Raw genomic sequence first — 16,766 nt, forward strand, 5'->3', positions numbered from 1 at the left:
ACTTATTCCCATTTTTTGAGAAAACAAAGTCAGGCGGAACATATACCTATGAGCAACAAAAATGACAAGGCACTACATATACTGACGCAAATTGCGACCTATACCGGTTCGATCAGTATTAAAGAACTCAGTGCCGACCTCAAAATGCCTCTGAGTAGTGTTTATAGGTATATCGCCTTGTTGAAAGAGTGGAATCTGGTAGAAGAAGAGCCATACAGTAAGAAAGTGTATATAGGTTCGACCTCCCTGCTGTTATCGCAGAATTATCAGCGTAACTGCGACATTGATGCAGAAATCGATTCTGTGCTGAAACGGCTGACAGATGCCACCGGTGAAACAACCGCATTTATGGTGCCTTCCGGCTACCATGCCATGTGTATTGCGACTCATGAAAGCAGTGAAGCACTGCGCTGTTCATTTGAAATTGGTCAGACACAGCCCTTGTGTCGGGGAGCATCGTCAAAGGTGATCCTGACGTATATGTCCGAAGAATGGCAGAAAAAAATCGCCGATTTTTATGGGTTCGATATTACAGGCAATACATGGAGAGATGGGCTGAAAAAGATCAGGGAAGAACGGTATGCCGTCAGTTCATCAGAAATTAATAATGGAGTTATCGGTATCAGCGCTCCGGTTATCAGACGTAACCAGCTTGTGGGGGCTTTAACTATTATGGCTCCGGGAGAAAGAGCGCATTCACTGCAACAGAGACTGATCGATTCAGTAAAAGAAGCAGCGATATCGTTGAGTAAGGAGAATGGGTAATGTTTAACAATATTAAAACTTATATCGCCAAGAAAAGAGCTTTGTTTCAAGATCATTCCGTACTGCTGATCGGAACCTGCTTTAAATCAATTGAAGATCAGTTCTGGTTTGAAGATGCGGAACAAGCGATCGAGTACAGTTACTACTGGTATGAAAGTAGTGAGAAAAGTTCAGCTGTACCGCTGAAGAATGGCGGATATTACCCTGTGGTCACCGATAATTCGTCTGATATTATTCAGTTCTGTACACATATAGATAATGCAGTTATCCGGCATCACTTTCCTATTGTGATCTCCAATTGCAGCCAGAGCTTCACCACGTATTTGTCTAATGATGATATACCAGCTACCGGTATCATTAATATCAGCCATAAACTCGATATTACATCCGGTAAAACATTTGAGCCACTGGAAAATTATCTTTCCAACTTTTCCGGCAGAAACAACGTCAGTATGCTCAATCTGGGTGTTGATGAAAATAACACTCTGCCCGGAGAACTGGCTATGGCCCAAAACATGGGTATAAACTGGGTAAATAATCTGCAGCTTAATCTACTCAATGAAAGTAACATTTTTAAAGCAATTGATGAGGTTACACGCAATTATGACTCTGTAGCACTGAATATAGACTTAAGAGCCATAGTCAGGGGAATAAGAACAACACCTCCGTATGCACTGGAAACAGATGTGGTACTTAAAGCTATCTCCTACTGCCTTAATTCAGGGAAAGTAAGGTTTCTCCAGTTAACCGGCGATACGGAAGAGCTGGTATTTTCCAGAGAAACCAAGAAAGTTCTGGATACGGTCAGAACCGACTTTTCGCATGTTTGTACAGATCTTCATACTCAACCGCAGTATGATGCCATGAAAAATCTGTCGTCATGCCATTAAGGATCAATCGGTTGATAGCCGCTCGGTCATTACGATAGATAGAGCCAGCCCATCGCAACGTTCCTCTCAAAGCATCCGGATACAGGTCGTAGAACTTGAATCCGGTTGCTTTATTAATATTACTGGCGGAATAGTTATTCACCGTATCTTCAAGGCCACCGGTTGATCGGACAATAGGTACCGTGCCATATCGCATACTGTACATCTGATTCAGCCCACAAGGCTCATACCGGGAAGGCATGACAAAGAAATCTGAACCGGCCTCAACCATATGCGCCAGTTTATTGTTATAACCTATATAGCAACCAAACTTACCCGGATAGTCACGGGCATAATCAGATAACGCAGATTCCTGCCACTGCTCTCCCGCTCCGACAACAACAAACTGAACATCATCCTCCTCCAGCATTTCAGCAATAGATTCGATAAAAACATCCAGTCCTTTCTGACCGGCAAGCCGCGAGACCACACCATAGACAGGAACATCCGGCCTGATTGCCAGGCCAAACTCTTTTTGCAGTGCTTCCTTACACACAACCTTACCTGACAAATCCTGCGCTGAGTAATTTTGAGGGATCAGAGAATCGGTCCGCGGATCCCATTCATGAATATCAATACCATTGATAATACCCCGTAGTTTACCCTGCACTGCTCTGTGCTGAAGTGAGTTTTGCAGGCCAAAACCGTACTCACGGGAGAGAATCTCCTCGGCATAAGTCGGACTAACCGTTGTCACAATATCCGCAGTCAATACACCGGCCTTTAAGAAATTCATCTGGTCATAGAACTCCAGACACTGAAAATTGAAGTAATCCCAACCCAAACCGGTCCAATACAAATTTGATTTATGAAACACCCCCTGATAGCCGATATTATGAATCGTCATTACAGATTTAGTATCACTGAACTGCTCATAAGAATCATACAGATGGCTTTTCAGATAAACATTGCATAATGCCGTATGCCAGTCGTTTGCATGCAGCACATCAACCTTGATACCCAGAGCCAGTACCGACTGCATAATCGCCCGGCTGAAAAAAATAAAACGTTCAGGATTATCTGCATATTCACTTCCGCCCCAGTCATACAGTTTTGGCCGGTCGAAATATCTGTCGCACTCGATAAAATAGAACGACAAGCTATCGCTGATTTTATGCCGCCGGATACGTCCCCACTGTTCATGTCCGTCTCCCATAGGAACGCCCAACAAGTCATAAATCAGCTCTGTATCCGTACATCGTTCCCCCATAACCTGAGGATAATATGGCATAAAAACCGATACGTGATGACCGTTCTCAGCCAACGCATAAGGCAGAGAATAAGAGACATCCGCCAGTCCTCCGGTTTTTGCATATGGCGCAGCTTCACTCGTAGCCCAGACTATGTTCATTATCTAATCCCTCAAATATATTATTAGCGAATATTATGTTCTTTTTTCATTTGCCAGACGATATCCAAAGCCTGTTCGAAGTCATAGACAGCGATACATTCTGCCAGCCGGGTATTCCATTCAGGGAAAATTCGGCCCAGATATTCTTTATTGGCAAAATAACAGGACTCCGATTCCAAATCACTTTCATTGAGTAGGACAGACAATCTGTCGAGCTTTAAAGACAGCTCTTGAATATCGACATTTTTAAATTCCGGCACAGGTTCTCCCTGACTAATGCCAGGGGAATGCTCCAGCCTGCAATCGGCTTCAGCAGGTGAAGAGCGTTCAGATTTAACATCGAGTGTCAGCCAGAATGTACTGCCATCACCCGGCTTACTTTTAACTCCAACCTTTCCTCCCATGATATAAGCGATATGCTGACAAATCGCTAACCCCAACCCCGAGCCGCCATATCTGCGGGTTGTGGAAGCATCCGCCTGCTGAAAACTATCAAATACCTTTTCCTGATCATCTTCAGACAACCCGATACCGGTATCCTGCACCGAAAAATACAATCCAACCATATCTTCTGACTGAGTGATCACTCTGACCGACATAGTGATACTGCCGGTATCAGTAAATTTAATGGCATTAGACACATAGTTTAATAAAATCTGCTTAATTCGGAGTGGATCACCATTCAAAAATGGCGGTATACCCTTATCTATCTGGATATTAAAATTCAACCCTTTATCTTTCGCTTTATGCTCAAAAATGTCATAAACATCCTGAACTATTGATTCCATATCAAACTTAATCTGTTCAAGTTCTATTTTACCTGAATTTATTTTTGACAAATCCAGGATGTTGTTTATTAAAGATAAAAGATGCCTTCCAGACTTTTCAATTTTAGAAATATATTTACGTTGCTCTAGTGTCAGACCATCCTCAAGAAGAATATTCGACATACCGAGGATAGAATTCATAGGTGTTCTTATCTCATGACTTATATTAGATAAAAATTGACTTTTAGCATAGTTGGCCTTTTCCGCTTCAATTTTAGCATTTTTAAGCTCACTGGTGAGCTTGTCCAATTTCCCCCCCATGCTAGTAATCGAACGGGATGTTTCATTAATTTCTCTGATCAAAAAATCTTTATACGTCAGGTTAAATTCTCCATTACTGACTCTGGATATCATTTCCTGTATTTCCAGAAGAGGATCAGCAATTAATTTACTCATTCGTTTCGATGAAAACCATATATAAATTATAAATAATGTATAAAAACCAACCAATCCCATAATAAGAATATAACCAATATTACGGAACCTATCTTCCAGCGCCCGGGATTCCGCATACATATCACCTTCATCCACTATCAGCAGCAGTTTCCACTCCGTTTCTGGTATCGTTGCCCAGGCCGTAAGTTTATCACTGCCGTTCAGTGTCAACTCTCTGAATCCTTCCGCCTGTTTTCCAAGTGCGGAGCCAAGATTTTTGGTATCACTACGTTTATATAAATTAAACTGTTCTGGTTTGAAAATTTCTTTTGTTATTGCCTGTTGGTATGTGTAATCCGTTAATTCTTTCACACCAAAATCCTGCTCACCTTTTGGGGGAAGAGCCATAATATTACCATTCTGACTTGTCAGTATTGCATACCCACCCCATGGAACTTTCAATTTTTGAATACTATCAACAATGGTACCAACTGTAATATCCAAACCGACAACACCTTCAAGAAAATTTTTATTATAAACCGGTGCAATCGATGACATCATCCACCCCTGACCGGCAGGATCAATATACACATCCGTCCAAACTGATTTACGCTTCGGATTAAACTCATCTGTTGCCAAATAGTAAAAATTATACTCAGGTATATTCATATCTGGTGGATATTGATCGATGGTTAAAAACCATGGATATATTCTATTATATGAATCCCAACCATTAAAATAAACCGCTGCCACAAGTTCATTATTTGATTTTATTTCTTTCATCAATGGGTCAAGTCTGGCCAGCTTATATATTTTAGCTCTATCCTTACCGTTATCTTTTATGTAAGAAGAATAAAATGATGCAGCTCCGCCTAAATCTTCTTTTGAATACAATACACCATTGTCACTCAAAACCAGATTCGTATCTTCCTTTTGATTAAAATCAATATCGTCTGCAAATACTCTTTCGGTCTCATTTTTATATAAATTGGTCAGATTGGAGATAGAAATAAGTTTCTCTCTGATAATCGAGGCTTCTCTTTCGGCGGAATTTTTTAATTCAGCATTAGCCTGAGTATAGATATAGCTCATATTCTCTGAGCTTATCAGATGGTTACTGAGCAGATAAGTCGCAATCAATACAGATTCAACCAGAACCAGTGGTATCAGGCCACTCCTGACCATTGCCTTCCACATCCATGACTGGGTATTCATCTCATTCTTTCGCATATTAATTCCTGCCACTTCTCTATGCTTACGCCTGCCACAATGCTCGTTCTTATCCGTTTAAAAACCGACATGGTTTAGTATAGCCCACCGGATATCTCTGAAATGTAATGGACACGCCAAAACTATACATCTACAAACTATTTAGTTAACATATAATTAAATTATACACAACATATTGATATATTCTGTTCGTCCGTATAGAAACCGATGTGTACAGTGTTACTTTCCTGTTAAAAAATAGATGATTTCATATGACTGAAACAGAAAACAATCGTACAGATGAACTGCTGGGTAAACTGGTAAAACGCTTCGGTGTAACCAGTTCTAACAAAGATGGGGGCTATCTCCTGCCGGATGGCAGCTTGCTTAATTTACAGCGCTCGATTAAAAGCAACAAGCAGTATCACCGTGAAGTTGCTGCACTTTTACCGAAAGAGATGCAGGGTGCCTGTGATGAAATAACCATCGTTAATCTGATGATAGCAACCGGAGCAATTCGTTATGAAGCAAAGGGGAGAGTCCATGTCGCCTCTGAACCAACCCAGGCACAGCGTCGCAAGCTATTTGATATTATGAAATACAGCGAGCATGATTACCTTATTATTGTTTCGGACAGAAATGCAGCCACCATCGGTGAACAAAGATTTAAATCACCTCAGGCACACGAACTGTTACAGTTCTTCAACCAATGTTTCAATGGCGAACAGCGTCAATATCGCGCGGACGAATTTTCTATCCATAAAAATGGAGATGAATATATTCTGACTTTTCGGCCGGGACAGTCTCTGGCTGCTCATTATAATGCGACATCAGACACTTTTATCGTTCAGTCTGATTTCGAAGGCATCCTCCATTTTTTCCGCCAGCAACTTGCTCTTTTCCGACAAAAAGAGGAGCAAATCTGAGGTTATTTTTGTATACCACCAAAAAATTAAAATAAAGGCCAGCAGTTACAAAAAGACTGACCTATAGTTACCCTGAGGTATTGATATTTAAAATTTAAACGAATAGATAACCAATGTAGGAAGGTGCTTATGCTACGCCCTATCATTGCGCTGTTTCTATTGCTTGTTTCAGTCACTATTCCGGCGAAGGAGTGCATCAGTCTGGTGACTGCAGGAGATGACCCAAACCCATTCTGGGGTGAAGTCATCAAAGGAGCAATGTCGGCCAGCAATGAATTAAACATCGACCTTTATTTCCGTGGAAGCTCGGATGCAGAGCGTCAAAAATTAATTATCGACTATATGGTAAAGGCTTACCCATGCACGGGTATGGTCATTGCTCCTGCAACCAGCGATCTCAAAATAACGATAGATTCCCTTATCCATGGTGGTTTGGACGTGACTTATATTGACCGGGACATAGGTGGAGACAGAGGCGCGGTAGTTAAATCGGATAATTTCTATGCCGGAGTACTTGCCGCTCAACTAATGAAACAACAGCTTAGCGGCAGAAAGAATATCGCTTTGCTCCGGGTTAAAAAAGGGGTTGCTTCGACCGAAGCCAGAGAAGCAGGGTTTATACAGGAAGCTCAGCGACTGGGAATGAATATTGTCATAGACAAATATTTGGGACTGACCATGGCTGAAAGCAGAAAGTGTGCCACTGATATTTTTGCTGCCAATCCCGATATTGATGGTATTTTTACTCCGACAGGAACCACTACCGAAGTAGTACTGAGAATATTAGAAGGTAGAGTATTGCCCACAAAGCCTGTGCATATAGGTTTCGATGGTTCCGACTATCTGGACAAGAAAATCCGGCGAGAGCAACTGTTCGGTTATATTAAACAAGATCCATTTAATATCGGCTACTATGGCATCTATTCGATGTATAACCAATTGCACAATAAACACTATGAAAAAGAACTGGGGATATCGGTTATTTTTGTCTCCAGACTCAGCTTAGGCGTAAAGTAATCCCCCCTTCCGAATAAAAAACACCGACTGGTAATCTTTAGGTATCCTGTCGGTGTTTCTGCGTACGCTTAACTTACAGCCTGCTTATTTTTCTCTTGGATAAGGCCATGCCATTACGCCGCCTTCCATAACTCTGGCATTTTTCCAGCCATGAGCCTGAAGAATGAGAGAAGCTTCATAACCACGTAAAGAGATCTTACAGTAACAGATAATTTCTGTATCTTTATCTTCTGGCAGTTCATCCAGACGTTTTCTCAGCATACCCAGAGGGATCAACGTTTCACCAATACCAAGACGCATCTGCTCAAACTCATCCGGACCACGCACATCCAAAATAAATGGTTTTTCATTATTTGACAGTTTTTCATGTACAACACATGGAGAAATCCCCTGCAGACGTCCTTTTAGCTTATTCTGCATCAAATGCGCTGTTGCGACAAAATGATCAATTGCCAGAGAAAACGGCGGTGCATAAGGCATATCCAGATTGATAAGATCATCAACCGTAAAGCCGCCTTTCAATGCCATGGCAGCAGTTGCAATCTGCTTACTCACATCACCAGGCCCTACACACTGGACACCCAACACCTTACCGGTTTTTTTATCTGCCAGCATCTTACTGATCAGCAAATTAGCGCCCATAAATCCCGGTTTGTCCGGGCTGGCATTTACCACTGTTTCATAGGTATCGTAACCCAGACGTTTTGCTGCTGCTTCTGAAAGACCGGTAGATCCGGCAGAGAAGTCAAACACCTTACAGATACCGGTTTGCAGTACGCCACTGAATGTAGCTGAATTACCTGCAATAACATTCTCACCGGCAACACGGCCCTGCAGGTTCGCCAGATCTCCCATTGGGGCATGAACTTTCTTACCTGTGATCAAATTATACGATTCTACACAGTCACCGGCCGCATAGATATCAGACTCAGAAGTCTGCATGTATTCATTCACAGCGATACCACCAGTTTCACCAATTGCCAGACCCGCCGCTTTAGCCAATTCAACATTTGGTCGAACACCGATAGCCACGACAGCAAGTTCACATGGTAATTCTGTACCATTAGCCAGTTTAACACCGGTAAGCTTACCTTCTTCACCAAGGAAAGCGGCCACACCGTTATTAGTAATAACGTTAGCACCTTTGGCTCGTACATGGTTCTCAACAATTTCAGCCATTTCCCAGTCAAGGAACGTCAATAGCTGCGGTGCCAACTCAACCACGGTAATATCAATACCTGCCAGTTCCAGCGCCTCACAGGTTTCGATACCGATCAAACCACCACCAATAACTACTGCTTTTTTAATATTCTTTTCGTCCCGGATTTTTCGCAGAAAATCAGCATCTTTCATTGACTGTAACGTCGTGATCCCTTCAAGGTCAGTTCCCGGGATGGGAGGAATAATAGGCTTAGCGCCGGTACATACCACCAGCTTGTCATAGCTGACAGTGTCAATATCACCAGACTGAAGATGCTTACAGGTCACAGTATGTTCTTTCGGATCAATAGCGACCACTTCAGTTTCTGTTCTGGCATCAATACCTTTTGCATTCAAAAAGAATTTAGGATCACGAACCACACCTGTCGGTGTACTGATTAACTCATTACGATCATCAAATACCCCACCAACATAATATGGATAACCACATGATGCCATGGACAAATCTTTATCTTTTTGCAGCAGAATAATTTCAGCGTGTTCATCCAGTCTTCTGGCTTTAGCGGCAGTTTTTGGACCTGCAGCAGAACCACCGATAACCACTATTTTTTTCTTTTTCATACTCGTACCCAATGTTATATAAGCATTAATTTTCAATATATTAAGATGAACAACTGTTTATAAATCATCAATATATTCATCTTAATTTATTAGCATATGCCACTTTGAAAATTAGCATGTGCTAATAATATCTGTCAATGACATTTATGCCAGAAAGCAATAATTCATAAAAAATCATAGGTAATTAATAGCACATAATATACGTTATAAAATCACATTTTCTCTTTCGGCTGGATAAACTTTGAAGTAGCGCGCGCCAGAAGCCGCTGACCATGAGTGATCATACCTTCCAACTGATAAATTCCCCTTCTCTTTCCGGTCAGTTCCGCCGATACCACAAGTTCGGCACCCAGAGGAATAGGAGCGATAAAACGCACTACCAGCTCAGCTGTCAGAGCCTGAATACCATGGGAAAACAGACAGTGAGTCATTGCCGCGTCCAGCAATGTGCTCGTCATCCCGCCATGCAACAGGCCGGTATAACCCTGATGCTGTTCTGTTACCAGAAACCGGGTTGTCACTCTGTTCTCCGAATCACAATTAAATGCCAATTGTAATGAATCAGAATTGAACTCAGAGAGACCACATACCATGCAGCCTTTGTGGGATTGTTTCATTGCGTAATAATCATCCATTTATCGTTTCTCCGGTCGTTAACAGACTCGTTTAACAAAACCACTACCACCATCGGAAACTCTGTCCCCAAGTAAAGTTTTCAGAAAACCAATAGCAGCTTCTCCGGTACAATGGCAGGGAATAATAAACTCCGGATACCAATCTCTTAGGGCATCACCGGTGCTTCTTAACCTTTCTTCGCCAGCACGGTTCAAATGTAGTCCTCCGATAATACCGGCTATTTTTTGCTCTCCTGTGACATATTGAATATGCTGCACAGTATTAATCAAACCGGAGTGGCAACAACCGGTTAAAATAACCAGCCCTCGCCGGGTCTCAAACCACAGAGAAATATCGTCACTGATAGGATCTGGCATCTTCTTGAATTCATCCAGAAAAAACGGCCCACCGGTATCTTCCAGCCAGTGCCCTCTGGGTATATCTCCGGAGAAACCAACCCCAGGAAACAGTTCCGTAGATCCGGACAGCAAACACACCTGTTCATCCAGTAATGACTGAATAGCCAATCGGTGTTTTTCCGGCATCGCAATCTGTCTCGGAGCCTTATCCGGATAGATGCTGTAACGCCGCTCAAGAAGAGCCTGCGGATGACAGACCACAGTTACCCTAGGATTGATAGCCAGAAACTCACGAATGCTCCCAGTGTGATCATAATGGCCATGACTAAGCACCAAAATATCCACTTTAGTCAGGTCGCATCCGAGAACTTCAGCATTCTTAAACAGTATTCCGGTATCATCTGTATTCTGCCCGGTATCAAACAGAATCGTTTTACCGTCACACTCAACCCACACAGCAAAACCGTGCTCCGTTAAGAGCCCGGTATTACTGGTGTTATCAATCAAAATACGAAATGTAAGATCGCTAACCACAATATTAATCCGCAACTAGATGGTCTAGTGATCACAGGCATTCATGCCGGAAACCAAAGTTCCATTCATATAAGACAAGGCCAAAGCTTCGGGACTTTCTGCCGGAGCTCCAACTACTACGCTAATTGACTGTTCATCAAACAGTTGTCTGGCCTTCTGCCCCATACCGCCGGTAATCACAAGATCAACACTCTTTTCACCAAGCCAGGCCGGCAACAGTCCCGGTTCGTGTGGGGGGGCATCAATATCTATTCTTGCCGTAATTTGTTTATTGTCCGGGTCGACATCCAGCAGAGCAAAGCTCTTACAGTGACCAAAATGTAAGTTTAGTAGCCCGTTAGCTACAGGAATGGCTATTTTCATGCTCAATTTTCCTTTTGTTTTATTGTTTATACGCAGGCTATCTCCTGCACCTGATTCCATATAGTTTGAATTTCTTGCGAGACAAGACTATCGCCCATCTCGATCACACTTTTTCCGGCAATCTGAGCTTCTGTGATACGTTTATCATAGCTAACTCGCCCCAGAATATTGGCCCGATAAGTCCTCGCCAGCATTTCAATGTCTTCCGTTACAGATGGGTTGATATCCCATTTATTCACACATAAAGAGACAGGAAGTCCGAAATGTCTGGCCAGCTCCAGAACCCGCTCAATATCATGTTTACCGGATAAGGTCGGCTCAGTCACCAGTACCAGATGATCCGCACCGGTAATGGATGCAATCACCGGACAGCCGATCCCCGGAGGACCATCCACCAACAATAAATTTGCTTTGGTTTCCTGCGCTCTTTTCTTCGCCTCACTGCGTACCAGACTCACCAGCTTGCCCGAGTTTTCGGCGGCAATCCCCAGATGGGCATGAACCATAGGCCCGAACCGGGTATCAGACTGATACCACTCACCACATTCGCGATCAGGAAAATCGATACAGTGATCCGGGCAGAAATGCACACACACGCCACAGCCTTCACAGGCAACAGGGTCTACGCTGTACTCACCACTGTCTTCATCACGAACAATGGCTCCGAACCGGCAGTAATCCGTGCACAAATCACATTGAGAACAGTCTGCTGTACGAATTGATGCTTCATGACCACTGGTAAAAATATGCTTTTCTCTGATGTCCGGTTTAAGGATCAGGTGCAGATCAGCCGCATCAACATCACAGTCAGCTAATACAGCCTTTTCTGCCAGAGAAGCAAAGGAGGCTGTCAGGCTGGTTTTACCCGTGCCACCTTTACCGCTCAGAACGATAATTTCTTTCATCCGTTTGCTCCTGCTCTTAATCCATCTTCAATCGCCGATAACATCTGACGGAAATCCACTTCAAGATCAGGTAATGCTGACAGCAGAGGTTCACCCCGGGAATAAGCCTCAGCAACTTTCCGGTTTTCCGGAATACGCAGTAAAACAGCAATGCCTTCTTCCTGACAATACGTATCCACACAGTTATCGAGCTGGTCAAAACGGTTAATGATCACAGCAAACGGACGACCTAACTCTTCAACGGTCTTAACCGCAATTTTCAAGTCATGCAGACCAAATGGTGTCGGTTCCGTTACCAGCAGAACAAAATCGGCATCACGTACCGTTGTCACCATGGAGCAGGACGTACCCGGTGGAGAATCAATGATCGACAGGCCATCTTCAGCTACATGCTCCTTCACTGCCTTAATCAACGGTGTTGCCATGGCCACCCCGATATTCAGCACACCTTCAACATATTGAACCTTTCCTGCTCGTCCGTGAATCAGCGAGCCGATAGGATGCATTTCTTCAATAATGGCATTTTCAGGACAGGCGTACATACACCCGCCACAGCTATGGCAGAGCTCAGGAAAAACGATGGCATACTCTCCCTGAGAAACAATGGCATTAAACTCACAGATATCGGCACAGTCACCACAACCGTTGCAGAGTTCACGATTAACGACAGGAACCGGGACTGACACCGTATCCGTGACATCAATTTGCGGATGCAGGAACAGCTTTCCATTCGGCTCTTCCACATCACAATCCAGATAGACCACTTCTTTATCTGCCGACAACGCCAGAGCAACAGATACAGTTGTTTTGCCGGTTCCTCCCTTGCCGGAAGCAATCGCTAACTTCATACCCGTTCTCCCGCGACAGCAGCATCAGCTTCAGAACGTTCAGCCAATGCTGATGTAGTACTCACAATCCAATCACCGACCTGATAATCATATGCCTTCGCAATAACCGGACATTTAATCTGAGTAAGGAAATAGATTTCTCTTTCCGCTGTATTCAGGGTTTCAAAATTCGCCTGCCCTTTGGCAATCACAATGTCGGCGGTATTAAAATGTTCGATAAAAGAAGATGAACATTGATGCAGCGGTGTTCCCGGAGCGTCCGTACCATTATCAATCACGTTTGCAAATTCATTAATTCCGGCTTCAATCGCATCAGCTTCTACGGCATCGTTAATAACAGGAGACCCTTTTACCGCATAGATCACCTCCAGATGTTCGGGAAGCTGTTCGATCAGTAATCGGTCAAATACCGTTTCTCCGGCATTATCAGCCAGAATGAGCACGGTTTCAGCCTGTTGCAGAGCCTGCTCCAGTTGATCAACCATAGTGGTATCCAACGGGTGATGCCGAGCCTTGGCAAACGATGCCTTAATGTTGTCGTCATTCCAGACAGAAATCAGAGCGAAATCCAGAATATTCCCGGCGATTGCAAAACGTACTGCCGTTTCAAACGCATCAGCACTTTGTTCTATCTGTTTACGTGCCTGTGGCACGGCGGACAGAGCTATCTGAGTCGAATCTTTCTTGATTTGCCGATAAGGGTCATCATTCCCTATTTCCTGACGTAGGATCCGATGGATTTTCTGCCCCATTTCCGGGGGAGAAAGGTTCAGATCGAAATCCGATATCTGACTTAAAATTCGCCGCATAGCCTGACCAATCAACTCTTCATCCTGACTAATACGACGTCCGGCTTCCAAAGCCTGACGTAAAAAACACGGTATACAATCCAAGGTACTTCTCATGCTTCATCAGCCCCAGTGAGATTCAGCATTGGCACTATTTATTTCCATCAGGCTTCCACTGTTAAACCGTTCAATACACTCTTTCAGGCTTACTGCATCAGTATCATAAATTTTCACACCCGCACTCTGCAGCACCTTAAACGCTTTAGGACCACAAAAACCAGTGATCAGATGCTTAGCTCCCGTCGAAATTATATTCTGAGCCGCCTGAATTCCAGCCCCCTGAGCCGCATTAAGGTTCTGCTCATTATCAACAAACTCACAGCTTTGCTGTTCAGTATCGTAAATAAGAAACCCGGGAGCCCGGCCAAAACGTTTGTCTAAGTGACCATCCAGAGTGGTAGAAGAGGTGGTTAAAACGATTTTCATATTGTTATCCTCAACAGAGTGCAGCCCCATCTGTCAGCACTCTGTGTTATAAGAAATGAGCTATCTAAAACTTACTTTATTTTGCATCGACAAATCCGATACGGCCTTGTCCCATTCCATTTCCGCGTAAACCAGCTCGACGACGACCTTGCCCCATGCCTTTACGACCCTGAGCGGTACAATTACGTCCCGGTCCCATGCCGACATTCATTTCCTGATTACGGCTCTGGCCTCTTCCTGAACCTGCACCTTGCCTTCTGCCGCAGCCTCTTCCACCAAAGCCATCTTGTATATTTCTGCGTTGTCTCATTCGCTTACACTGAGAAGTATTATCTCCGTTTACCTGATTGTCTGTTACATTGACACCAAGACCACGCCCTGTTTTTGGCCCGTTACCCATAGGCCCCGTTTTGTCATATCCAGGCATTATTGCCTCCTGTTTCTCAGATTCTGTCTTCGACACGATGTATCGGAATATCGACAGCCATTTCCTCTTCCCCGGTTACCCCGATGCCGCCCCATACCACAACCGGGCATAGCGAAACACGCCTGTTCCAGTTGATCATTCTGCCAGGCTTGGATCAACTCACTGATCTCACCGGAGCAGAAGGGATAAACCCGAATACCGCTCTCTTCTATCGCATACTGCAAGGAGCGGGAAATAGCCCCACATATCAGCAAATCAACTTTCTGTGCGGATAAAAATGTCAGTTTGTTCATCGCTGAATCCACAGGTAAATCAAATACCTTCTGATGCAGGATCTCTTTCTGCTCCGCCTCCAGCAGCAGTACGTATCCCGCAACATCAAAAACCGGAGAGATTCGGTTATTCCAAATGGTTAATGCGACTTTCATACTGAACTCCATTGCTGATATACCGAAGTGACCTCAGGATTCAGAGATTGCTTCGGTTTATTTATACAGAGCAACAAACGTTCCAGATCTAAATTAGTAATGATATGTTTATATTTAATTGATTTTATTAGATTTTTTAAAGGAAAGGGATAAAAAAGAAACGATATGAATGCAAAAATGCAACTATAACCATTGCATATAGACTTATTCGTGCAGCGATTGCAACGATAGAAACCAGGAGGAAAACAGCTAAAAAAAAGACCAGCAACAGTGTGCTGGTCTTACAAGCGGATAAAAATCAGTTACGCTATTTTCGTTAACCAATTATGCGTATCCGGAGCCTTACCCCACTGAATATCGTTCAGTGCCTGACGCAATTTCTGTGCTACCGGCCCGATCTCACCTGAACCAACTTTACAATCCTTTCCGTTATGGATAAGAGTACCAACAGAAGTCAGTACAGCAGCTGTACCAGACAACATCGCCTCTACACCAGGTTTTGCTGCCCGTTCCAATAGCTCTTCTACAGATACCTCTCGTTCTGTTACCGTCATACCAAGATCTTTGGCAATGGTTAAGATGCTTGAACGAGTCACACCATGCAGAAAACTTGAATCCAGTGCCTTAGTGATAATTTCATTACCATCCACCAGTAGAAAGTTGGCCGCACCGGTTTCAGTGATATAACCATTGGGACAGAAAAGCACTTGATCCGCCTGATATTTTTCTTTTGCTTCCAGCGTTGGGAACAAAGCACTGGCGTAGTTACCACCACTTTTAATCATCCCCATGTGCGGTGCACAACGCTGACCGGTTTCATCCAGTAGCAAACGCAGTGCGTGCGCACCACCCGCAAAATAATCACCAACCGGAGACAGTAAAATATAAAGCATCGATGACTCAGAAGGTGCAGCAGCTTTACCCACAGCCGCTTCTGTGCCGATATGAGTTGGGCGGATATACATAGAACTAGGCGGCAGCGGGACGTCTGCAGCAAACTCAGCCACGATGTCAGTAATCATTTTTGACACCTGAGCTTTATCTACTTCAGGTAAAGAGAGCAGCTTACTGCTTTGCGCGAAACGCTCAACGTTTTGATCCATTCGAAACACATGCACGCTGCCGTCTTCGTGACGAAATGCTTTCAAGCCTTCAAAACAAGTACTTGAATAATGCAAGACGTGCGCACCCGGATGTAGTGAGATACTGTCTGATGAAACGATCTGAGCGTCAGTCCATTGATTATTGTCGAATGTTGCTAATGCCATTTTCGGCATAAACACGCTACCAAAAGCCGCCATTATGATTTCCTACTAAATAAAATTACAAAGAGATGTCCTACTAAGTTTGGGCAGGCGATTAGATTGGATGTCCAAGACTTAATCGAAAAATACTAAAACAGATTGAGCTTATAAGGAAGTGAGTTATTTATAATCAGACACTTTTACTGCAAATTGCCTGACTAACCCGCCAGAAAAACGGAAATTTATCATCAAATCAGAAGGATGCTCTTATCACATAGTCCCGTTGACAGCTAAACGTCTGTCAGACGTTTTTCCGGCAGATTTTTTATGAAAATAATTTTCTATTCAAATGTTGATCCACATCACAATTAGAGCTATATTTGTGACGTGAATCACACATCATAACCACAACGAGGACACAACTATGAGCGCAACTCTAATCTCTCAGGTAAAAACAACCGAAATCGATAACAAAACAAAATCAGCGCTGTTTGATACGGCTTATCAATTCGCGTCAGTGCTAACCATGTTTGCTGTCACTGCAACAGTTGTTACCCTGATCAGCTTTCAGTGGATTGCTTAATCTGC

Annotated in this window: 18 protein-coding genes; 5 read left to right on the forward strand and 13 right to left on the reverse strand. The window is 43.5% G+C overall.

Annotation, left to right across the window (positions count from 1 at the left end; all coding sequences use genetic code 11):
- The first annotated feature begins 48 nt into the window (after nucleotides 1-48).
- Entirely contained in the window at nucleotides 49-765 is a 717-nt protein-coding gene (locus CSW98_RS06825; RefSeq protein ID WP_100799718.1) for an IclR family transcriptional regulator, read from the forward strand.
- Nucleotides 765-1,655 carry a hypothetical protein gene (locus CSW98_RS06830; RefSeq protein WP_100799719.1) on the forward strand — a complete coding sequence of 297 codons (891 nt, stop codon included), beginning with the start codon at nucleotides 765-767 and terminating at the stop codon, nucleotides 1,653-1,655. The genes CSW98_RS06825 and CSW98_RS06830 overlap by 1 nt, the downstream gene beginning before the upstream one ends.
- Here CSW98_RS06830 and glgA read toward each other — a convergent pair.
- Together glgA and CSW98_RS06840 are read right to left on the reverse strand one after the other, a co-directional pair.
- A complete protein-coding gene (glgA, locus tag CSW98_RS06835; protein WP_100799720.1) occupies nucleotides 1,570-3,045 on the reverse strand; it encodes a glycogen synthase GlgA in 1,476 nt (491 codons plus the stop codon). The two genes, CSW98_RS06830 and glgA, sit on opposite strands and share 86 nt — an antisense overlap.
- Nucleotides 3,046-3,068: 23 nt before the next feature.
- Nucleotides 3,069-5,339: a sensor histidine kinase gene (locus tag CSW98_RS06840; protein WP_232733488.1), complete on the reverse strand. Its 2,271-nt coding sequence runs from the start codon at nucleotides 5,337-5,339 to the stop codon at nucleotides 3,069-3,071.
- Between the two features lie 389 nt (nucleotides 5,340-5,728).
- Between CSW98_RS06840 and CSW98_RS06845 the strand changes: the two genes are divergently transcribed.
- Together CSW98_RS06845 and CSW98_RS06850 are read left to right on the forward strand one after the other, a co-directional pair.
- Entirely contained in the window at nucleotides 5,729-6,382 is a 654-nt protein-coding gene (locus tag CSW98_RS06845) for a hypothetical protein (RefSeq protein WP_100799722.1), read from the forward strand.
- 129 nt (nucleotides 6,383-6,511) lie between these two features.
- Entirely contained in the window at nucleotides 6,512-7,399 is an 888-nt protein-coding gene (locus CSW98_RS06850) for a substrate-binding domain-containing protein (RefSeq protein WP_100799723.1), read from the forward strand.
- Between the two features lie 84 nt (nucleotides 7,400-7,483).
- Here the strand turns inward: CSW98_RS06850 and CSW98_RS06855 are convergent, their stop codons facing one another.
- From CSW98_RS06855 to CSW98_RS06905, 11 genes are all read right to left on the reverse strand, one after another.
- On the reverse strand, nucleotides 7,484-9,181 hold the full coding sequence (locus CSW98_RS06855; RefSeq protein WP_100799724.1) for an FAD-dependent oxidoreductase: 1,698 nt from the start codon (nucleotides 9,179-9,181) through the stop codon (nucleotides 7,484-7,486).
- A gap of 212 nt (nucleotides 9,182-9,393) precedes the next feature.
- On the reverse strand, nucleotides 9,394-9,816 hold the full coding sequence (locus tag CSW98_RS06860) for a PaaI family thioesterase (RefSeq protein WP_100799725.1): 423 nt from the start codon (nucleotides 9,814-9,816) through the stop codon (nucleotides 9,394-9,396).
- 18 nt (nucleotides 9,817-9,834) lie between these two features.
- Complete coding sequence (locus CSW98_RS06865) at nucleotides 9,835-10,689, reverse strand: MBL fold metallo-hydrolase (protein WP_157810351.1); 855 nt, start codon at nucleotides 10,687-10,689, stop codon at nucleotides 9,835-9,837.
- 24 nt (nucleotides 10,690-10,713) lie between these two features.
- The gene (locus CSW98_RS06870) at nucleotides 10,714-11,052 is read right to left on the reverse strand and encodes a NifB/NifX family molybdenum-iron cluster-binding protein (RefSeq protein WP_100799727.1); all 339 of its coding nucleotides are present in this window, start codon (nucleotides 11,050-11,052) and stop codon (nucleotides 10,714-10,716) included.
- Nucleotides 11,053-11,078: 26 nt separating this feature from the next.
- Nucleotides 11,079-11,957 (reverse strand): ATP-binding protein, encoded by an 879-nt coding sequence (locus tag CSW98_RS06875; RefSeq protein ID WP_100799728.1) that lies wholly within the window; start codon nucleotides 11,955-11,957, stop codon nucleotides 11,079-11,081.
- A complete protein-coding gene (locus CSW98_RS06880) occupies nucleotides 11,954-12,805 on the reverse strand; it encodes an ATP-binding protein (protein ID WP_100799729.1) in 852 nt (283 codons plus the stop codon). Before CSW98_RS06880 ends, CSW98_RS06875 begins: the two co-directional genes overlap by 4 nt.
- Nucleotides 12,802-13,698: a damage-control phosphatase ARMT1 family protein gene (locus tag CSW98_RS06885; protein WP_157810352.1), complete on the reverse strand. Its 897-nt coding sequence runs from the start codon at nucleotides 13,696-13,698 to the stop codon at nucleotides 12,802-12,804. The genes CSW98_RS06880 and CSW98_RS06885 overlap by 4 nt, the downstream gene beginning before the upstream one ends.
- 18 nt (nucleotides 13,699-13,716) lie before the next feature.
- Nucleotides 13,717-14,079 (reverse strand): NifB/NifX family molybdenum-iron cluster-binding protein, encoded by a 363-nt coding sequence (locus CSW98_RS06890; protein ID WP_100800038.1) that lies wholly within the window; start codon nucleotides 14,077-14,079, stop codon nucleotides 13,717-13,719.
- Between the two features lie 76 nt (nucleotides 14,080-14,155).
- Nucleotides 14,156-14,506, reverse strand: coding sequence for a DUF5320 domain-containing protein (locus CSW98_RS06895; protein WP_100799731.1), 351 nt, complete (start codon nucleotides 14,504-14,506; stop codon nucleotides 14,156-14,158).
- Entirely contained in the window at nucleotides 14,506-14,934 is a 429-nt protein-coding gene (locus CSW98_RS06900; protein ID WP_157810353.1) for a NifB/NifX family molybdenum-iron cluster-binding protein, read from the reverse strand. The genes CSW98_RS06895 and CSW98_RS06900 overlap by 1 nt, the downstream gene beginning before the upstream one ends.
- 302 nt (nucleotides 14,935-15,236) lie before the next feature.
- Entirely contained in the window at nucleotides 15,237-16,235 is a 999-nt protein-coding gene (locus CSW98_RS06905) for a branched-chain amino acid aminotransferase (protein ID WP_100799733.1), read from the reverse strand.
- Nucleotides 16,236-16,602: 367 nt separating this feature from the next.
- Between CSW98_RS06905 and CSW98_RS17540 the strand changes: the two genes are divergently transcribed.
- Nucleotides 16,603-16,761, forward strand: coding sequence for a hypothetical protein (locus CSW98_RS17540; RefSeq protein ID WP_157810354.1), 159 nt, complete (start codon nucleotides 16,603-16,605; stop codon nucleotides 16,759-16,761).
- The last annotated feature ends 5 nt before the right edge of the window (nucleotides 16,762-16,766 follow it).

This window comes from Vibrio sp. HA2012 (assembly GCF_002812955.1).
Lineage (GTDB): Bacteria > Pseudomonadota > Gammaproteobacteria > Enterobacterales > Vibrionaceae > Vibrio.